The sequence below is a fragment of the uncultured Sanguibacteroides sp. genome, assembly GCF_900543425.1.
GTDB lineage: Bacteria > Bacteroidota > Bacteroidia > Bacteroidales > Marinifilaceae > Gabonibacter.
In genome coordinates this window covers 26,921-47,687 of sequence record NZ_UQRQ01000023.1, presented here as the reverse complement: position 1 = coordinate 47,687, position 20,767 = coordinate 26,921, and the positions used below count along the sequence as shown (strand labels likewise).

Sequence of the window (20,767 nt, the reverse complement as noted above, 5' to 3'; positions counted from 1 at the left end):
CTCTTCAATTAGTTGTAAATTTTAAATTGTAGATTTAAAATTGGTTTATGATTAATTTCTGATTCCGCCCTCTTGAAATCATAAATCTAAAATCCGAAATCATAAATCTGAAATCACCTAATCTTTTAATCCCTGAATCTCAGAATTTTTTAATCGCTTAATTCTTCGATCGTCATTGCTTTGGTGATACGGATCAGGTCTGTGGGGGCGATTTTGATTTGCAGGCCCCGGATGCCTGCACTGATATAGACGTAGTCGAAGTTAAGGCAGGAAGCATGGATATAGGTGGGAAACTCTTTTTTCATCCCGATGGGAGAACAGCCTCCCCGGATATATCCGGTCGTGGGGAGCAATTCTTTCATGGGAATCAGATCCGCTTTTTTATTGCCGGATACTTTGGCTGCCGTTTTCAGATCGACTTCTTGGTTTCCGGGAATGACGCAGACAAAAAAGCCGTTTTTGTCTCCTTTCAGTATAAGGGTTTTAAAAACTTGTTCGATGTCTTCATTCAATTGCTCTGCAACATGGGTTGCGGCCAGGTTGTTTTCATCGACTTCGTAAGGAACGAGTTCGTATTCGATTTTGGCTTTGTCCAGTAAACGGGCTGCGTTCGTTTTGTTTATTTTGGTCTTCATAAGATTCTGTATTTCGAATGCAAAGATAATAGGTTGTGATAAAAAACAGATAGGGTAAGGAATTCGGAAATAGAAACAGTTTAATATTTGATTTTAATATTTATTATCTTAAAATACGTTGTGTTTGGTCTGTTTTTTGTATCTTCACTCTAATCTATGGTGTATGTAAAATAAACTTATAATGAAAATAGGCGTAGTATTAGCGATCGCTTTATGTGTGTATAGTTGCGATTTGATAGAATATCATCCTTATGACGTCCGTTTAAATGGTGAGAGGGGAATAAACGAGAAGAATATTACCCGTATCGGGGAGGTTTGCAAAGGGAAGGATACGATCCGTTTCGTGTTGATGGGAGATAGTCAGCGTTGGTATGACGAGACCCAAAAATTTGTCTCTCATGTAAATACCCGGGATGATGTGGATTTTGTTATTCATGGCGGAGATATCTCCGATTTCGGCTTAACCAAGGAGTTTGAATGGGTACGTGACATCATGTCGAAGTTAAAAGTCCCTTACGTTGCCTTGCTCGGTAATCATGACGTATTGGGAAATGGAGTCGACGTGTATAAAAAGATATACGGGGATTTGAATTTTTCATTTATAGCGGGAGATACGAAATTTATTTGTATGAATACGAATGCTCTTGAATTTGATTATTCCCATCCGATTCCTGATTTTTCTTTTATCTATAACGAGTTGCAGGATAGTGTTTCGGGTTTTAAGCGTACTATTCCCGTGATGCATGTCCGTCCGGGGGATGTCGAGTTTAATAATAATGTATCCCGGGTGTTCCATGAATTATTAAAACAGTTTCCTAAGATGGAATTTTGCTTACATGCACATAATCATACTTTGATGGCGGAGGATTTGTTTGAAGACGGAATCATGTATTACGGTTGCAGTTGTATGAAAGATAAAAATTACCTGTTGTTTACTTTAACCCCGAAAGGATATAGTTATGAAGTGGTCTATTATTAAATGGGGAGTCGGGTTATTGCTTTTTGTCGCTTCACCTCTTTATGCACAGCAGGATGCCGACAGTATCCGGATTAAAGAGAGGGAAGCCCGCCGTTTGGACAGACAGAAACGTTTAGAAAAGCGTTATGAACGGAAATTGGCTAATTATCAGACAGTCTGGCAAAAATTAATTCCTAAATACCAGAAGTTGCAATTTGCCGGTTCTATGGGATTGCTTTCGTTAGGAATGGGGTGGGATTACGGAAAGAGAGATCAATGGGAGACCGATTTCCTGATCGGTTTTATACCTCGTTTTTCCTCGAATGAGGCTAAGGTTACTTTGACATTGAAACAGAATTATATTCCCTGGACTAATATTTATCTGGGAAAGCGGTGGTCGTTCGATCCTTTAACGACGGGTATTTACGTGAATACGGTATTGGACGATGATTTTTGGGTAAAGGAGCCGGAGCGTTACCCGAATAATTACTATAAATTTTCTACCCGTGTTCGTTTTCATGCTTTTATCGGACAACGGCTTACTTTCGGGTTGGACCGGAGTGCCCCCTTTAAAAAAATGACGTTTTTTTATGAATTCAGTACCTGTGATTTATATCTTATTAGCGCTGTCGGGAACAGATACATCGGTTTAGGTGATATTTTAAGTCTTTCTTTCGGGATCAAGTTGCAAATTTTGTAGATTTGTGAAAGAATCAATACGAGACCGATGAAATCTTTTTTAATCATTTGGGTATTTTGTTTTATAGGGCTTTCCGGAACGGTTTCAGCTCAACGTCATACGGGTGCATGGAATGGGGTATTAATTCTTCCGGGAGGGGCTTTAAAGCTCGTGTTACATATCGATAAAAACGAAGGCGGATATATCGCTTCTTTAGACAGCCCTTATCAGAGTGCCATCGGAATCCCTGTCGACAGCGTTCGTTGGAAAGATGAACAATTACGCTTCGTTATTCGGCGATTAGGTGTTGAATACACGGGAAAGTTGAACGAAAAGGGGGAGATAGAGGGGACTTTTGAGCAGATGGGATACACCTCTTTTTTACTTTTTGTTCCGGGAGATGGAAACGTACGGTATCAGGAGCCCAAAGAACCTTATCCTTACCGGGTCGAGGAGGTGTTTTTCGAGAATAAAAAAGATTCCGTCAGGTTGGCCGGAACATTGACCCTGCCGGAAGGAAAAAGGAATTTTCCGGTGGTCGTGCTGATCAGCGGTAGCGGCCCGCAGAATAGGGATGAAGAGATGATGGGACATAAACCTTTTTGGATTTTGGCCGATTATTTGACACGACAAGGTATAGGCGTATTGCGGGTGGACGATCGGGGAGTGGGAGCCTCTACGGGTAATTTCGGAACCTCTTCTTTATGGGATTTCGCTTCAGATGCGGATGCGGCGGTCAATTTTTTAAGGAGAGAAAGGAAGATTCGGCAAATCGGATTGGTCGGTCACAGCGAGGGGGGATGTGTAGCTCCTATCGTGGCAGATAGAAACAAACATGTTTCCTTTATTGTTTTATTGGCTGGCCCCGGTATCCGAGGAGATCAACTTATTTTATTGCAAAAAGCGTTGATCGGGAAGGCTTACGGGATGGACCCGAAGTTAGCAGAAAAAATCGGCGATTTGGACCGGACGATCTTTAATCGGATTATTGCTTCGGACGATCCTGAAAAAGAAAGAGACTCTATTACGGCTCTTGTTTCCCGTTTCGCACACGAACATCTTTTTTTGAAACCCGGAAATATGAGCGTCGAGAGATGGATTCAGGTGCAGGTGGACGGCTGTCTGGTGCCCTCGTATACGGCTTTGCTCAGGTATGATCCTTATCCGATACTGAAAAAGGTGAAGTGTCCGGTATTGGCGTTGAATGGAGAAAAAGATTTGCAGGTTCCTGCCGATGTGAACTTAGAGGCTATACGAAAAGCTTTGACGGAAGGGAAAAACAAACGGTTCGAAATAAAAAAATTACCCGGATTAAACCATTTGTTTCAAGAGTGTACCACGGGAACTCCCCGGGAATATGGAGTTATAGAACAAACTTTTTCTCCCTTGGCTTTGGAGGAGATCAGTAAATGGATTTTAAGTTTATCCGGTAAAAAGTGATGGAATAATACCTGCATCCCATGAAAAGAGTCTGGTTGTCTTTTTTTATTCTCCTGTTATTGTGCAATACCACGGATGCACAACGGAAGAAGGTCGGACTTGTATTAAGCGGCGGAGGTGCTAAAGGGGTGGCTCATATCGGGGTATTGCAGGTTTTGGAAAAAGCCGGTATTCCGGTTGACATTATTGTCGGAACCAGCATGGGATCTATCGTGGGGGGGCTATACGCCATAGGTTACCGTGCGGATGCCCTCGACAGTATGGTACGCCGTCAGAATTGGGAATTTTTATTGAGTGATAAGGTTTACCGGTATGACCTCTCTTTTTCCGAGAAGGAGCAGGATGAGAAATATTTGTTATCCATACCTTTCGATAAAAACAGAAAGCAGAGACGATCCTTGGGATTTGTAAGCGGTCAGAATATCTATAATCTGTTTCAGGATCTGACGATCGGCTATCATGACTCTTTGGATTTTATGAAATTGCCTATTCCTTTTACCTGTATTGCGGCTGATATGATAACCCGGAAGGAGGTCTGGCTCGATCAGGGTAATCTGGCTCTGGCGATGCGTGCCAGTATGGCGATTCCGGGAGCTTTTACTCCGGTTTTAATGGAGGATATGGTATTGGTTGACGGCGGGGTATTGAATAATTTTCCGGTGGATGTAGCTAAGGCGTTGGGTGCGGAGGTCATTATCGGCGTGGATGTGCAGGCCGATCTACTCGGTGCGGACGAATTGAAATCCGTGTCTCAGGTGATCCCTCAGATTATTAATTTGCTCTGTATGAATAAATACGAGGCCAATCTGAAGCAGACCGATCTGTTGATACGTCCTAATGTAAAAGGTTATTCGGCAGCCAGTTTTAGTGCAGAAGCAATCGATTCTCTATTGGCCCGGGGAAAGATCGCCGCATTGCTGAAGTGGGATGAGTTGATGGCCTTCAAGGAGAAAATCGGAATGGAGCCGGAAAAGATAGATTCGAACGGGGAGAAGAGCCGTTTAGTGCCTTCCGGACATTTTAAGATACGAAATATCCGGATTCAGGGCGTCTCCTCGAAAGATGAAAAGTGGGTAAGGAGGAAATTGTATGTCCGGGAAAATAGTGAGATCTCCTTGCAGGATTTGCATCGAACGATTTCGGTGTTGTACGGGACAAAAGCATTTAGTGCCGTTAATTACCGGTTGGTCGGGAATCCTCCCTATGATTTGGAGTTGACCTTAAAAGAACATCCGATGAGTCGCGTCAATTTGGGTTTTCGGTTTGATTCCGAGGAGATGGCGGCAATCCTGATCAATACGACATTGAACAATAAAACTCTGCGAGGTTCCCAGTTTTCCGTAACGGGGCGTTTGAGTGCCAATCCCTACGTGCGTCTCGAATATACATTGGAGAATACTTTTTTGCGTCGTTTCAATCTGGCTTATATGTTTCGTTTCAGTGACGTTAACGTGTACCGGGAAGGACATAAGGATTACAATATGACGTTTCGTTATCATATGGGAGAACTCGGGCTTTCCAATCTGTATTTCCGGAATTTTCAATTTCAGGTGGGCTTGCGTTACGAGTATTTCGATTATAACTCTTTTCTTTTTTCCGATGGAGGAGAGGTGATGGACGTCCGTCCGGAGGGCTTTTTTAGCTATTACGGGTTAGCCCGTTTAGAGACTTACGACCGGCGCTACTATCCGACCCGGGGAGTCTCGTTTCAGGCCGATTACTCCCTGTATACCGATAATATGATTACCTATAAGGAGCATTCTCCCTTTTCTGTTCTGGAGTCTCGTTTGGAGGGCGTGATATCGCTTACGAATCGTTTGAAAATGTTACCCTCTGTTTCCGGGCGGGTATTGATAGGCCGGGACCCGGCTTATTCCTATATGAATTGCATGGGAGGTGTTCAGCCCGGCCGTTATCAGCCCCAGCAGATAGCCTTCTGGGGAATCAGCCATATGGAAATGGCCGAGCACTCGCTTTTGGTGTGGAGGTTCCAGTTACGGCAACGCATGGGGGGGCGGCATTATGCCTCGCTGATCGGTAATTACGCGCAACAGGACGATCGTTTTTTCGATATGTGGGGTCGACGGGGTATTTGGGGCGGAGGCGTTTCTTACTCCAGAGATTCCCGCTTAGGACCGATAGATGTCGTGTTCAGCCTTTCCGACCGGGATAAAAAATTAAAATTCTATTTTGATCTGGGTTTTTACTTCTAACTGCTTTTCTGTTTGAATTACCTGATAAAAATGTATACGGATTGACATTTTTGAGTGATGTTGTATTAATATAATATTGTATTTTTCTATTATTGTTGTTTATTTGATTATTTGTGTTTAATTTTGGGCTAATTGTAGGTTGTGATATCTTGAAAGTATTCCAATAATATACGCATAAAATATTCACGCTATATATTTATAAAAAATGAAAAGACATCTATTTTGGGGTATAATGATGATTCTAATGGTCTCTTTTACGAGTTGCGATAAAGACGATTTTAGCCGGAGGTTGTATAAAAAGGGTCATATCGGTATTACGGATGTTCAGATGCCTGACTTATTGACCGCTCTTCCTGTAAATACTTTGGTGATGATACGGGCTAAGGGTTTTACGGTAAAAGATGAAATTGCTTTGGAGTCGGAGGCTTATTCCCGTTCGGAGACAGTTGTAATTGAATTTTTGCCTAATATAAAACCGTTGGAATGTACGGAGGACTATATCACTTTTTTTATTCCCCGGTATAGGGCAGGGAGATTCCGGGTTGTTGTTATCCGGAATAAGGTGGGACAGGATATAGGAGAGCTGAATATCGGTAAAGAGGATTGTGGTTTATATGTCTGGGGAGGATGGGGTGATGAGCGTTCTATCTGGAGGATGGGTAGTTTCCCTTGGAGTATGTTTATGCCCCGGTGTTTGTTGCCTGAAACTCTCCCTTTGAAAAGTTTGATCAAGATTTCCGGGGTAAAGCCTGTGTTCGGACTGTTAAAGGATCAGGAGCGGATTACAATAGTCTCTTTTAATCCGGATATGTATGAAGATTCATTGAAGGTCGTCGGATATAGGGAGTTAATGATCAAATATAAGGAGTTAACAGATACACGTGATTTGATCTCCTGGGGTAAAATCGGGAATGATCTCTGTGTTTTGCGTGCAGACAAGGAGGTTAAAGAGCGAACGGTATTGCAGTTGTTAAAAATAGATCACGAAACCGGCAGTCAGACGGAGATCGGGACTTGGGTGAAAAAAGAGGATATACAGCCGTTCGCGGGAAAAGAGAGTACATTTATTCATGATCCGGTAAACGGGAATCTTGTTTTTATTGCCGGAATTTCCTCGAACACGGAATCCGGGCTGGAAAAGGAGTGCCTGATCTCCTTGAATACAAAATCGGGTAGTATGAAAGAGAGGGTTCTGGATGGAAAACGAAACGAGTTATTCTGTATGAATAAAGAGGTCGGTTTATTGAGTGTTTGCGAAAAGGACGAGGAAGATAAAACTTATATAGGAATTTTAAACTCTGAAACCTTGGAGGTAAAGCGGGAAGTGACGGAATTGCAGGGGTATTGGCATTCTCCCGTTTACCAGGAATATTCCAAACTTTTTTATGTCGTATCCGATTTTAAAGAGGTAGGAAGTAACGAAAACTTATTGGGGGTGTATAATCCGGAACGGCAAACTTTCCACTCTTTTATCTTCGGGCCTTATTTTTACGGGGAGGGTATTGTCCAAATAAATTAAAGCTTGCGGCTGGTCGTAATGTTGCGTAAATAATATCCCCTTTATTCTCCGTGAAAGAGATAAAGGGGATTGTATTAAGAGGGAAAATTAAAATTTACTGAACGTGTCGATGTATTCGTAAACGCTGCTGATGATGCCTAATAAGAGAATACCCGTACTGCAAATCAGCAGGCTTAACCGGGTGTAATTATCCGAGCGGAAGGTCGTGATTGCTTCTTCGTTTTTGTTGATAAACATGGCTTTTACGATTCTCAGGTAGTAGTAAAGGGAGATAATCGTGTTTAATAAGGCGATGAATACCAAAACGTAATATCCCTCTTTAGCGGCAGCGGCAAAGATGAAGAATTTACTGAAGAATCCGGCAAAAGGGGGAATCCCTGCCAGAGAAAACAGAGCGATCATCATGACGATGCTTAACTTGGGATTTGTTGAATACAAGCCGTTGTACTCGTCGATGTTCAGTTTTCCGGAGCGGGTTTCGACAATGGCGATAACCCCGAAAGCGGCTAAATTCGAAAGCATGTAAATCAGAATATAGTACACCAACCCCGTCATACCCATGGCCGATCCGCTGATCACACCCAACATGAGGTATCCTGCCTGCGAGATGGAGGAGTAGGCGAAGAATCGTTTTATGTTTTGTTGGCGCAGGGCAAAGAGGTTTGCCAAGGTGATGGTGGCGATAATCACCCCATAAAGAATGGCTTGCCACTCGTTGATCAGGTTTCCGAAGACTTTACACAAAATGGTCATTAACACGAAAGCGGCCGATCCTTTGGAGATAACGGAAAGATAGGCCGTTACGCTGGTCGGGGCACCCTCGTAAACATCGGGAGTCCATTGGTGGTAGGGAACTAAGGATAGTTTGAAACCTAATCCCGTGAAAAAGAATACAAAGGCCATGATTTGGATGGGACTACCGTTGATACCCGCGGGAATATCTTCAAAATAGAGGGTTCCGACCGTGCCGTATATTAACGAGATACCGTAAAGAGCCAGCCCGGAGGCGAAGACCGCCGAAAGAATGTATTTGGCTCCGGCTTCCGCTGAAAGATTCTTGTATTTATTATAGGCGGCTAAGGTGGCCATCGGGATGGATACGGTTTCCATTCCGATGAAGAACATCAGGAAGTTTCCGGCAGAAATCATAAAATACATGCCTAACAGCGTCGAGAGGGTAATCATGTAAAATTCACCCCTTCTAATGATGGTCTCTTCGCTTTTCAGCCAGTTGTTTGCCTGCATGAAAATAAGTAGTGTACCTATGTTCAGAATTGTTTTTACGATTCCTCCCATCGGTTCGTAATGATACATACCTCCGAAGGCGGAAGCAGCTTCGCCGGGAAACAGATTCAACAGCGTATGTATTCCCATCAGGATACAGGCTGTCGGTTGAAAATATTTCAGGCTTTTGGGAGAACCGAATATATCGTATAGCAGAAGGATGACTATCAAGGCAACCAAGGATAGTTCTTCTTTTAATGGCATTAAGTTCGTGTAATACATTTTATTTTGAGGTTTGATGATTACTAATAGTTCAACACGTTGATGACCGGTAACAAGCTGTCGCGGATCATATTGGAAACCCATAAGGGAGCCAGACCGATACCGGCTATCGCCAGAATCAGGACGATGACGGATAAACGTTCGTACCAGTTGGCATCCGTAAGTGCCAGATGGTGTTCGTTAACGACTTGTCCGTATAGTAATTTGCCGACCACCCGCAGGATATAGACTGCCGTGATAACGATAGAGGTACAGGCGATAATGGTGAAGACCCGGTGGAAGGTGTCCGTGTGTTGGAACGATCCGACGAATACCGTCATCTCGGCCACGAATCCGCTTAATCCCGGTAAACCTAAAGAGGCTAAACCGGCAATGACGTAACAGCAACCCAGGAAGGGAATGATCTTCATCAATCCGCCCATTTCCCGGATATCCCGCGTATGTGTGCGTCCGTATATCATTCCGATAAGGGCGAAGAAGAGGGCGGTCATCAAACCGTGGGAAAGCATTTGGAGTACGGCTCCGGTCATGGCGGTCTGATTTAACATCAGAATGGCAAACAGTACCAAACCGCAATGACTCACGGAGGAGTAAGCGTTGATGTATTTCAAATCGGTCTGAACGATGGCCGAATAGGCTCCGTATACCACACTGATACCCGTCAGGATGATAAATATCCAGGATAGTTCCTTGGCGGCTTCGGGCATCAGGTAGATGGCTACCCGGAAACAGCCGTAACCTCCCAGTTTCATCAATACTCCCGCGTGTAACATGGAGACGGCCGTCGGTGCGGATGCATGACCGTCGGGAGACCAGGTGTGAAACGGGAACAAGGCTCCTAAAACGCCGAAACCGACAAATGTCAAGGGGAAGAACCAATGTTGAGCTTCTACCGGAATATGAGCCCGGGAGATCTGAAGCAGATTCATGGTTACCGGACCTCCGCCGGCGGCCGAATGGAAATAGATTCCCAGGATGCCGACAAGCAGTAATGCCGATCCTCCCATTAACATTAGCGTTAATTTCATGGCTGCATACTCCTTTTTTCCGCTCCCCCATACCCCGATCAACAGATACATGGGAATCAGGGCGATCTCGTAGAACATAAACATGGTGAACAGATCGATGGAGATGAAGAAGCCGAATACGCCGACGGCGAGCAAGCAGAACCACATGAAGTATTCTTTTTGCAGGAACTCCATTTTCCAAGAGGCAAATATTCCCGTGAAAACAATAATGGAGGAGAGCAGTAACATGGCAACGGAGATCCCGTCGACTCCTACGGAATAATGTATATTGAGCGGAGCGTACCATACGCAATCTGCCGTGAAAAGCATTTCTGCCGTATTACCGGCATTTCGTTCGCCCAGGTAGGCAAATACCAATCCGACGGCCAAAGCCAGCAACAGAGATCCTCCCGTGGCGACAACGGCTCGTATCTGTTTCAGGTCGGCTGAAAAGAGTAATCCGCACATCATCAGGATCGGAATAAGAACGAATAAGGATAAAAAATTCATATCTATGTGTATTTAGATTATACGAACAAGATTAAAAAAGCAATTAGCAGGGTACCCAACAGGATAATATAAGCGTACTGTTGTATTTGTCCGGATTGGAATCCCCGAATCACGTAAGCGGTTCGTTGGGATAAGTTGGCGATACCGTTCATTGTTCCATCGATGACGTGGCGGTCAAACCAGGCTATCGGACGGGAAATCCCGTTGAAGATGATTCGTTTGGTGATAAACAGGTAACATTCATCGATGTAAAATCGTTTGGAGGCTGCCTTGTATAAGGCAGGAAAAGCATTTGCCATACGAGCGGGGATGGGGCTTTCCTTTTTATACAGACGAGTGGCGATGGCAATAGCGATACAGGCGATGAGTACGCTACTGACGGCCACGGCCCAATCCAAACGGATGATGTATTCGGCTCCGTTGCTGCTGACAAATTTCCCGAAAGGAATAAAACCGGCAAACAGGGTGACAATGGCCAGGAATACCAACGGCATGGTCATGGATCTGGGTGCTTCGTGGGGCGTGTGTTCGTGCGAATTCTCTTTGCCCCAAAAAATATTGTAGTATAACCGGAACATATAGAATGCGGTTAAAGCGGCTATAAAGCTCATGACACTTCCCAGTACCGGACTGAAATTAAAAGTTGCGGCTAATATTTCGTCTTTACTGAAAAAGCCGGAGAAGGGGGGAATACCCGAAATGGCCAGACAAGCGACCAAAAAGGTAATATGTGTAACCGGAAGATATTTTCTTAATCCTCCCATATGACTCATTTCGTTACTGTGTACGGCATGGATGATGGCTCCGGCCCCGAGAAACAACAGAGCTTTAAACATGGCGTGGGTGAAGAGATGGAACATGGAGGCCATATATCCCAGTCCGGCGTGTCCGTCCATGCCGGATACACCTAAGGCTACCATCATGAACCCGATTTGGGAAATGGTAGAGAAAGCGAGTACCCGTTTGATATCGGTTTGTACGCAAGCGACGACGGCCGCGTATAGAGAGGTAAAAGCTCCCACGATAGCAATGATGACTAAAACGTCGGGTGCTTCCAGGTAATAGACGGGGAATAGTCGGGCTACCAAATACACTCCTGCCACGACCATGGTGGCGGCATGAATCAGAGCGGAAACCGGTGTCGGACCTTCCATGGCGTCCGGTAACCAGATGTGTAAAGGAAACATGGCCGATTTGCCTGCTCCTCCTATGAAAATAAGTGCTAATGCCCAACTGATAACGGAACAGCCCATGAATGTCTTTCCGGCGGCATCGGCAAACAACAGTCGGTCTCCCGATGTCAACATCTCGAAACTGAATGTCTGGGTGAAATAGGACAATAATAGGATTCCGATCAGAAACCCGAGGTCGGCAAAGCGGGTAACGATAAATGCTTTTTTAGAAGCTGCTACGGCTTCCGGTTTGGTATAATAGAAGCCGATCAGCAGATAGGAAGAGACTCCGACTAACTCCCAGAAAATATACATTTGGAAGATATTGGTAGCTACTACTAATCCTAACATGGAGAAGCTGAACAGGGAGAGAAAAGCGTAATAACGCTGAAATCCCCGTTCTCCTTTCATGTATCCGAGACTGTATATATGTACCATCAATGAAACCGTGGTAATGACCACCAGCATCATGACCGAGATAGGATCCAGCAAAAGCCCTAAATCGATGTGTAAACGATCCGTGAATTGAAGCCATGTAAAATTCACGGGGATTAATTTTTCGTATATGCCGTTTACCTGTGCCGTTGAGAAATATTGTCCTGCCGTGATATAGGCTAAGATAGCCGACAAGGCGAGGGACGCGGTTCCTATGCAACCGGCGGTAAGCGGTTTAAGCTTTGTTCCCAGTAATCCGATAGCCAAAAAGGTGAATAACGGCAGGATTAGAATGAGTAAAACGTATTCCATGATTTATAATTTTATATTTTCAAATTCCCGATTCTGTGATTCGTTAGCTTCTAATGCTTCATCTTATCCAGATTTTTTACCTGAATATTCCTGATGTTCCGGTATATATTAATAATGATGGCGATGGCCACGGCTGTTTCGCAAGCTGATATTCCGATTGCAAACAAGGTGAAGAAAAAGCCTTCCAGCTGATCGGGAAAGAGGTAACGGTTGAATACCGCGAAATTGATATCAACGGAGTTCAGGATCAGCTCGATCGAGATCAAGATGGCCAATAGGTTTCTGCGGGTAATGAATCCGTATATTCCCGCAAAAAGCATGATGGTGCTGATCACCAGATAATATTCCATGTGTATTTCCATGTTCTTGTATTTAGATATTGCGATGTTTTTTCTTATTCCATTTTATCGTTTTCGGGCAATGACAATACCTCCGATCATACAGGCCAGAAGTAAGACACTAATAGCCTCAAAGGGTAACAGATATTGATATTTGTCCATACCCATCAAGGCCGTTCCGATGGTTTTCATATGAATTTCCCCGCCTGTCAACCGACTGGGGCCGAACGAATGCGTTAAGGTGATAAAAACACACAGGAGCGTACCTGCCAAGGCTGTCAGTAAACCTGCAACCATTTTGCTGTTTTTCAGTTTTTCCGCTTTATCTCCGTCCGAACTGGTCAACAAAATAGAAAATACATAAAGTATGATAATGCCTCCCGCGTAGATGGTTATCTGAACGGCACCTAAAAAGGAGTAATTGAGTTGAAAGTAGATACCTGCCGTGGCGAAGAGCACGAATAACAGATAGGTTGCGGATCGTAGAATCCTTTTGGTCGTTACCGTCAGAATGGAGCAAACTACGATGACTGTTGCCAAAATAAAGAAAACGGCATCTTGTAAAACAATATTCATAATTTTAATCTATTAATTTCGAGATGGGGAATCTTAACAAGAGAGCCTGTTTTATTCCTTTCTCTTTTCATTATTTTGTTTTTTCTTCCACTTTAGAACCTTCTCGGTTCAGTATCCTGACTAATTTGGAACGCGTGAAAACGGCGTGTTCGAACGTGGGAATAAACGTAATGGCCTGTTGCGGGCAGTTCTTCACGCATAGTTGGCAAAACAGACAACTTCCCAAATCGTACTGGTATTTTACCAATACCTTTTTCTTTTTTCCCTCCTCGTCGGTTACCAGTTCCGAGGTGATTTTGATGGTTTCGTTGGGACAATTCATTTCACATATTCCACAAGCGATGCATTTGTGTTCGTTTTTTTCGTTATGAGGCATGGTCAACTCTCCCCGGAATCGGTCAAACATTTTTAAGGTGGCCCTGTTTTCGGGGTATTGTTCCGTTGTTTTTTTCGTGAAAAATTCATTTAGCGTTACCCTCATACCGACAAGTAACGAGTATAATCCGCTGAAAAAGGAACCGATATATTCTTTCACATTCATAATTCAAAATTTAAAAGTGTAGTTTGAAAACCACCACGATGACCATTAAGAAGAGGTTGAAGAGGTTGATGGGTAGAAGATACCTCCATTCCAATTTAAGCAATTGGTCTATTCTCAGTCGCGGGAAGGTCCATTTGAACCACATGATGATAAATATGATGACGGCTACTTTCCCGAAGAACCAGACGATGGTCGGAATGTAGTCCATGATCTGGTTGAAGCTTTCCCATCCCGGAATATGTAGCGGCATCCATCCTCCCAAGAACAGGGTCGTGGCGACAGCTGCCACGATAAACATGTTCAGGTATTCCGCCAGGTAGAAAAATCCGAACTGCATCCCGGAATACTCCGTATGGTATCCGGCTGTCAACTCGGAATCGGCTTCCGGCAGGTCGAAAGGACCTCTGTTGGTTTCTGCCGTTCCGGCTATCAGGTATACCACGAACGAGATAAAGGCCGGAATATGTCCTCTGAAAAGGAACCAGCCGCCGGCTTGCTCTTCTACGATCGTGGAAAGTTGCATGCTTCCTGCAAATACGACTATCGTCAAAATAGAGAGTCCGATGGAGAGTTCGTAACTGATCATTTGGGCTCCGCTTCGCATGGCTCCGATGAGGGAGTATTTGTTGTTACTGGCCCATCCGGCAAGCAGTATGCCGACAATACCGATGGAAGAGACGGCAATCAGGAAAAAGATTCCCACGTGAAAATCGATAACATGCAGTCCTTTGGCAAACGGAATACACCCGAAAGCCAGCACGGAGGCGATGATCACGACATAGGGGGCTAAGTTGAACAGGAAACGGTCCACCTGGTTGATTTCAATCAACTCTTTCGTGAGCATTTTGATCATATCGGCAATACTTTGCACGATACCGTACGGTCCTACGCGATTAGGGCCGATCCGGCATTGAAAGAAGGCACACACTTTTCGTTCGGCATAGATCAATACCAGGGCGATAAGGGCGTAGCCGACCAACAGGCATAATCCGATGATGATGAACTCGACCAAGGTAGCTGCTGTATGCGGCAGAAAACTTCGGAGTAAGTTGTCGACCCATTCTGTTACTATTGAAAAATCAAACATATACGCTATTTTAGATTTATGATTTTAGATTTATGATTCCAACTGCATCTGCATCCCTTGCTAAATCTAACTATCTTTTGTTTTTATTTATCTATCGAGATCCGGAACCACGTAATCCAGGGTACCTCCTATGGCGATCAGATCGGCAATCTTGTTGTTTCGAGCCAATTGATCGACAACCGAGACCAACGTCAGACAAGGGGAGCGGAATTTCATCCGGTAAGGTGTCTTCTCCCCCCGGCTTTCGATATATACCCCGAACTCACCTCTGCTGGCTTCTACGCTCTTGAAATACCGACCTTCCGGAAGTTTAATCATCGGTTTTGTTTTCACGGCAAAATCTCCGGCCGGGATATTGTCTACTAATTGTTCCAGAATATGGAGGGATTCGAGCATCTCTTCCATCCTGACCATATATCGGCTAAAGGAATCTCCCTGGGTATAAATGATCTCCTTAAAATCGACTTTATCATAGACACCGTACGGTATGCGTTTGCGAACATCACATGCCCACCCGGAAGCTCTTCCGGAGGGGCCGGTAACTCCATAAGAGACAGCATTCTCTTTAGATAGAATGCCGATATTTTTCAGGCGTTGTTGTGCAATAACATTTCCGGTGAATACCTCATGATACTCTTTGATCATAGGAGGCAGATAGGTGATGAATTCTTTGATCCTGCGGGTTAGGTTGGGATGAATATCTGCCATGACACCTCCGATCACGTTGTAGTTCTGAATCAGACGTCCCCCGGTAGTCTCTTCTAACATATCCAATACCTTTTCGCGGTCACGAAAACCGTAAAAGAATGCCGTAAGGGCTCCCAAGTCCATACAGAGGGCCGACCAGAACAAGAGATGGGAAGAGAGTCTGTTCAGTTCGTCCATAATGGTCCGGATGTATTTTACCCGTTCCGGTATTTCGATCTGCAAAGCTTCTTCTATGCACAGGCATAACGCGTGACGATTTTGCTGTGCGGCTAAATAGTCCAATCGGTCCGTCAGGGCTAACGTTTGGGGATAGGTAAGGGTCTCGCACAGCTTTTCGATGCCCCGATGAATGTAACCGCAGTTGACATCTACTTTCTTTACGATTTCTCCTTCCAGAGATACTCTGAAACGAAGGACTCCGTGTGTGGCCGGATGTTGAGGGCCGATGTTGACCACGTATTCGTTTTCCTTAAATACGATGTTTTCTTTTTCCTGGATTTCCCCGCTCTTATCCTCCTCGAAGGAGGGAGCAATATCCAGCGTTTCATCACTTTCCAGACGTACCGGATTGACGGATTCACTCGCGTCGTAATCTTTTCGTAGCGGGTAACCTATCCAGTCGTTACGTAAGAAAAGACGACGCATATCCGGATGGTTGATGAAATGTATGCCGAAAAAGTCGAATACTTCCCGTTCGTTTAAGTTGGCTGTTCCCCAAATATCGCTTATGGAGGGGAGTTCCGGGTTTTCCCGGTCGGTCGTACTTGTTTTTAAGAGGATACGATGCCCGTGTATGGTGGATTCCAGTAGGTTGATGATACCCAGAGAGTCACCCCAGTCCATTCCGGTCATACAGACCAGGTAATCGAAGGAGAGTTCGGGATCGTTCCTTAAAAACAAGGCGATATTTCGATATTCGGAAAACGGAACAATAACCGTGGGTATGCCGTTTTCCTCTATGACGATATCCGGGTTTATATGTTTAATTTTATCTGTTAGCATAAACTATGTCATTTATTTCTTCTCTTCTTTTCGATTTATACCCCCGATAAATTTTTCAACCTTTAATTTACGTTGGAGTTGCATGATACCATACAACAATGCTTCCGGTCGGGGAGGGCAGCCGGGTACGTAGACGTCGACCGGAATAATGGAATCTACTCCTTTAACGACGTGGTATGAATTTTTGAAAGGGCCTCCGGAAATGGCGCATCCGCCCATGGCGATAACATACTTCGGTTCTGCCATCTGATCGTAAAGACGTCTTAATACCGGAGCCATTTTATGAACAATTGTTCCTGCTACAACGATAAAATCGGCTTGTCGCGGACTGGCTCGGGTTACTTCGAAGCCGAAACGGGCAAAGTCATAACGAGCTGCTCCGACTGCCATGTATTCGATACCGCAGCAGCTGGTAGCAAAGGTAAGAGGCCAAAGGGAGTTCGAACGTCCCCAGTTAATGACCTCGTCGAGACATCCCATGAACACGTTTGTACCGGATGCCCGAAGTTGTTCAAGATATTCATTGTCGTTGAACTCTTCATATTTCATGGATTTGATATTTACTTCCATTCCAACGCTCCTTTCTTCCAGGCATATGCTAATCCTAAGATTAAGATCAACATAAAGAATAAGATATTTATTAACCCGTATATCCCGGAACTTTGAACCGTAACGGCCCAGGGAAACAGAAATACGGTTTCCACGTCAAACATCAGAAACAGGATGGCAAACAGGTAATATCCTACCTTAAATTGCATCCAGGATTTTCCTCGCGTCGGGATACCGCATTCGTAGGCTTCCCCTTTCTGTTTATTGTAAGAACGGGGAGATATTAACCGGGCAATTCCCATGGCCATGACGACAAGTGCGATGGCCGTAAGTAGCACTACTACAAATAAGGTCAGATTCATAAAATAAAATATTAAGAATATGGATATAAAACAGATAAATCAGATGACTAATTTATACTGGAAAACAAAAGAAGGTAAAAGAGATATACTCTCTTTCCACGGACTAAATAATAATTTTGCGTAGGGCAAAAACGTAGTATTTTGTTTTGTTGAGAGTCGAATACGGATGAAAATACCTGTTCGAATTAAAAGATGCTAAAGGCGGCACAATGTTCTTCGCGTATTTAGCATGGAAGAGATGATGGGCGTAAGATTTTAGATCCGAGGTAATGTGTGTGTTACCCAGCGGAACTTCTCCAAAGTAGGAAGAGAATGCTTCCAGTAAATAAAGAATCTCGGTAGAGGCTTGTCGTAAGGTTGCTTGAGCCGCATAACTCTCTTTTAACACTTCCGGTTGAGCGGAGATGAGTTGAGAAGATCCGTTCATTAATAGAAGGATTAATGTTAATAAGCTGTATTTTAACAAATTACGCATTTATCTCTTTTTTTTTAAGGTCCACAAAGATAACTTAATTTTAAAACATAGTTCCAAAATTAGGTTGTAAAGTATGTTAATTAACAACTATTACGTACAAACGGTCAATTTACCTTTATCTTTTTTATTTTTCTTATAATTGCTCCTTTTCGGGTGACTCCTTCGATAATAATGGAATAACTTCCTCGTTTATCCCCGGTATAGAAGGAGAGTTTGTTCGGTTTATCCGGCTCTATCCAAATCTCCGGATTCCAGTAAAGCGTTGTTCTTTCGTCTTTTGTTTTGCTGTGCCGAATGGAATCGATCTCGTACTTGGGCACATAGAATTCGTCGGGAATCTGAATGCCTTGAGGCCTGATGCGGTTTATGTTGAAATGAGTCGATGGTTTTTCAAAATGATAATCCGGTCTGGTCGTTATTAGTATGACGGTATCCTTGCATGCCGATGTGTCAAAAGGATTCGTGAAGTTCCTTGCGACCGGACCGGTTAAAAGACTTATTCCCAACAAGAATCTTTTGGGTATCATGCGAACAAAAGTGGAGTTATGTTCCGAAAAACCGTTTACCATCATTTCGATTCTGGGCTTCGGAGGGTAGGGGCCTAAGCGATATACTTCATTGTTGTAACTCATAAGTCCCGGGAATCTACGGACGATCAGTTTAACGATATCTTCTTCCGGATCATCGGCAATTTGAGTGGAATCCAGCCGGTAGAGATCATCTACCCAGTTATCGTATTTCGTGTATTTTTTAGGCGGTATTTTGCGAACGACCTTTACTTCGTTCAATAAATATATTTTTTCTCCGTTTTCGTAATAGTAGTTTTCGTAAGCGTTTTTATAAAAATCATCTTCCTCCTGGCGAATCTTTTCGTTATACGGGAAAAAGTTGGAAACGGGCAGGAACTTTTCTTTGTCGAACTCGATCTCTACCCGGTGTTTTCCTTTCCGGTTTGTTGCTCTGACAACGAAATTAGTCCCGTCGACGAAAAACAAATTGTTACAAAAACGTCCGGAAGAGTCCGTACCGGTCATCGTGATATCTCCTTTGTCAGATAGGAAGAGTAAGCTGGCATTTTTGGCGTCCTTTCCCCAGACGTCTTTCACTTTACCGGCAATAGATTGTCCTCTTTCCAGGTAAAATTCATAATCCTCCGGTTTATCTTTTGCGATATCGGCAATATTGAAGCGGGTCCAGCCGTGGGTGAGCATGAGGAGATCCGTGTGTCGGGCAATAGTTTCGGTCGTATCGCTGAAATAGTATCCCGGTTCCTCGATGTATCCCTTCAGGTCGGAGGTCAGCAGCAAGTTGGACTGAATGTCGTCGATGTAATACAGCGTATCCCGGTCGGAATCGGGAACAACGGCCATGGAAAATGATCCTCTGCCGGCAATCGAGTCGAGAAGCAAGTCTACGGTTGCGTTTTCCCGCGAGACGAACTCTTCTTTATTGGTCGTGATATCCAGTTTTACGAGGTTCTCGGGGCGAACGAAAAAAAGCCTTTGGCTGTATACCTTGTAAGCGGAGTCTATGAGGGCGGCGTGGATAATACCTTCCGGTAAGGAGTGTCGGAGAATTTTACCTCCGGAATAGCGTTCATTCGCGGGAACGAGATTGATGAGTTGTCCCCTGCATTGCAGGAGTAAGGTCATACCGGGAGGATACGTAGCTTTTTCTCCTTGCATGATTTTGTACTCTATAACGGAATCACGGACTGTTAATTGAATACCGAAACCGTTGTCGACCGGGGAGGGAAGATCGAAACGTTTGGTAATGCCATTGCTATTCGTCAGTTCGGCATAATAATGCTTATTATTATATACCGGTAATTTGAAGCTTCCCATTCCCTTGTATTCGCTTTTTATTTTGGCTATAACTGTACTGTCGGAGTAAATATTTCCTTCTATTTCGGTGGAGAGCCCGTTGGAATCGATGGCTTTGAAAGCGATTGTCTGGTAATTGTTTGTTAGCAGGTTACCTCCTTCCGGAAAGAATTGTACGTCAAAGTCCGCGGATTCCATCGGAATATACAGATAACGGTCGAGATCGACGGACGATTTATCTTTTGTCGAGAGGTGTATGGAATAATCGTCGGGTTCCAGTTCGATCCGGAGAATACCCTTATCGTCGGTGCGTCTGTTCTGTATTTTTCCTGCTGCGTTGCGTTTGTTTACTTCGTATTGAAAAGATTCTCTGCTGTAAGGGATATCCCTGGCATTGGTGAGCGTAATTTCGGCCCTAAGGGAACTGTCTGCTGCCCGGATGTATTTGACATGGGTGTTTACCCGGGCTTCGGAAGGATTGAGGATGCGTATGTTTTTTTTGAAAAAATAGTCGGCACCTTCGTTTTGCATCCAGTAGGTGAAAGCCCGGATAGAATAATTACCTTGTGTCATTTTTTCGGGTAATTTGATGTTGCCTGAAAAAGCGGAGTCCCATTCCATGAATTTGAGACGCTGAAGAACCGAGTCTTGTTTATCGGTTAATTCAACATAGAGGATTCTGCTAATGACTTGAGGGATATGAGTGGCTGCATCGACTTGGTGAGCCCTGAACCAAATGTTCTCTCCGGCATAGTAGATCTCTTTATCCGTGTGGAGGTAAATTTTTTCTTTGGGTGTTTTTTGAAAGAAATCATAAAATTTTCCGGCTAACTTTTGCTCAAAAGGAGGAATTTCCTGAAAAGCATAAGCCATGATGATTGCACCGATGATGAATATTTGTCTCATAATACAAGAGTATT

18 protein-coding genes are annotated in these 20,767 nt (G+C 44.0%); 5 read left to right on the top strand and 13 right to left on the bottom strand.

Features of this window, described 5'->3' with window-relative positions; genetic code table 11:
• Positions 1 to 149: 149 nt before the first annotated feature.
• On the bottom strand, positions 150 to 635 hold the full coding sequence (gene ybaK / locus QZR76_RS11645) for a Cys-tRNA(Pro) deacylase (RefSeq protein ID WP_294142993.1): 486 nt from the start codon (positions 633 to 635) through the stop codon (positions 150 to 152).
• 181 nt (positions 636 to 816) lie between these two features.
• Here ybaK and QZR76_RS11640 point away from each other — a divergent pair, with 181 nt between their 5' ends.
• From QZR76_RS11640 to QZR76_RS11620, 5 genes are all read left to right on the top strand, one after another.
• The gene (locus QZR76_RS11640) at positions 817 to 1,614 is read left to right on the top strand and encodes a metallophosphoesterase (RefSeq protein WP_294142992.1); all 798 of its coding nucleotides are present in this window, start codon (positions 817 to 819) and stop codon (positions 1,612 to 1,614) included.
• A complete protein-coding gene (locus QZR76_RS11635; protein ID WP_294142991.1) occupies positions 1,595 to 2,293 on the top strand; it encodes a hypothetical protein in 699 nt (232 codons plus the stop codon). Before QZR76_RS11640 ends, QZR76_RS11635 begins: the two co-directional genes overlap by 20 nt.
• A gap of 27 nt (positions 2,294 to 2,320) precedes the next feature.
• On the top strand, positions 2,321 to 3,712 hold the full coding sequence (locus QZR76_RS11630) for an alpha/beta hydrolase (RefSeq protein WP_294142990.1): 1,392 nt from the start codon (positions 2,321 to 2,323) through the stop codon (positions 3,710 to 3,712).
• Between the two features lie 20 nt (positions 3,713 to 3,732).
• Complete coding sequence (locus QZR76_RS11625) at positions 3,733 to 5,925, top strand: patatin-like phospholipase family protein (RefSeq protein WP_294142989.1); 2,193 nt, start codon at positions 3,733 to 3,735, stop codon at positions 5,923 to 5,925.
• 205 nt (positions 5,926 to 6,130) lie between these two features.
• On the top strand, positions 6,131 to 7,444 hold the full coding sequence (locus QZR76_RS11620) for a hypothetical protein (protein WP_294142988.1): 1,314 nt from the start codon (positions 6,131 to 6,133) through the stop codon (positions 7,442 to 7,444).
• Between the two features lie 87 nt (positions 7,445 to 7,531).
• On the opposite strand, the gene QZR76_RS11615 is transcribed toward QZR76_RS11620, so the two are convergent.
• The 12 genes from QZR76_RS11615 to QZR76_RS11560 form a co-directional block, all read right to left on the bottom strand.
• Entirely contained in the window at positions 7,532 to 8,950 is a 1,419-nt protein-coding gene (locus tag QZR76_RS11615) for an NADH-quinone oxidoreductase subunit N (protein WP_294142995.1), read from the bottom strand.
• Positions 8,951 to 8,973: 23 nt separating this feature from the next.
• The gene (locus QZR76_RS11610) at positions 8,974 to 10,467 is read right to left on the bottom strand and encodes an NADH-quinone oxidoreductase subunit M (protein WP_294142987.1); all 1,494 of its coding nucleotides are present in this window, start codon (positions 10,465 to 10,467) and stop codon (positions 8,974 to 8,976) included.
• Between the two features lie 17 nt (positions 10,468 to 10,484).
• Positions 10,485 to 12,386, bottom strand: coding sequence for an NADH-quinone oxidoreductase subunit L (gene nuoL / locus QZR76_RS11605; RefSeq protein WP_294142986.1), 1,902 nt, complete (start codon positions 12,384 to 12,386; stop codon positions 10,485 to 10,487).
• A 50-nt stretch (positions 12,387 to 12,436) separates the two neighbouring features.
• The gene (nuoK, locus tag QZR76_RS11600) at positions 12,437 to 12,736 is read right to left on the bottom strand and encodes an NADH-quinone oxidoreductase subunit NuoK (protein ID WP_294142994.1); all 300 of its coding nucleotides are present in this window, start codon (positions 12,734 to 12,736) and stop codon (positions 12,437 to 12,439) included.
• 54 nt (positions 12,737 to 12,790) lie between these two features.
• Positions 12,791 to 13,300 carry an NADH-quinone oxidoreductase subunit J gene (locus QZR76_RS11595; RefSeq protein WP_294142985.1) on the bottom strand — a complete coding sequence of 170 codons (510 nt, stop codon included), beginning with the start codon at positions 13,298 to 13,300 and terminating at the stop codon, positions 12,791 to 12,793.
• 70 nt (positions 13,301 to 13,370) lie between these two features.
• The gene (locus QZR76_RS11590) at positions 13,371 to 13,841 is read right to left on the bottom strand and encodes a 4Fe-4S binding protein (protein WP_294142984.1); all 471 of its coding nucleotides are present in this window, start codon (positions 13,839 to 13,841) and stop codon (positions 13,371 to 13,373) included.
• Between the two features lie 10 nt (positions 13,842 to 13,851).
• The gene (nuoH, locus tag QZR76_RS11585; protein WP_294142983.1) at positions 13,852 to 14,928 is read right to left on the bottom strand and encodes an NADH-quinone oxidoreductase subunit NuoH; all 1,077 of its coding nucleotides are present in this window, start codon (positions 14,926 to 14,928) and stop codon (positions 13,852 to 13,854) included.
• A gap of 87 nt (positions 14,929 to 15,015) precedes the next feature.
• A complete protein-coding gene (locus QZR76_RS11580) occupies positions 15,016 to 16,638 on the bottom strand; it encodes an NADH-quinone oxidoreductase subunit D (RefSeq protein ID WP_294142982.1) in 1,623 nt (540 codons plus the stop codon).
• Positions 16,639 to 16,650: 12 nt separating this feature from the next.
• Complete coding sequence (locus QZR76_RS11575; RefSeq protein ID WP_294142981.1) at positions 16,651 to 17,208, bottom strand: NADH-quinone oxidoreductase subunit B; 558 nt, start codon at positions 17,206 to 17,208, stop codon at positions 16,651 to 16,653.
• Complete coding sequence (locus QZR76_RS11570; protein WP_294142980.1) at positions 17,199 to 17,549, bottom strand: NADH-quinone oxidoreductase subunit A; 351 nt, start codon at positions 17,547 to 17,549, stop codon at positions 17,199 to 17,201. Before QZR76_RS11570 ends, QZR76_RS11575 begins: the two co-directional genes overlap by 10 nt.
• A gap of 103 nt (positions 17,550 to 17,652) precedes the next feature.
• A complete protein-coding gene (locus QZR76_RS11565) occupies positions 17,653 to 18,024 on the bottom strand; it encodes a hypothetical protein (protein WP_294142979.1) in 372 nt (123 codons plus the stop codon).
• Positions 18,025 to 18,128: 104 nt separating this feature from the next.
• Positions 18,129 to 20,753: a hypothetical protein gene (locus tag QZR76_RS11560; RefSeq protein WP_294142978.1), complete on the bottom strand. Its 2,625-nt coding sequence runs from the start codon at positions 20,751 to 20,753 to the stop codon at positions 18,129 to 18,131.
• Between the last annotated feature and the right edge of the window lie 14 nt (positions 20,754 to 20,767).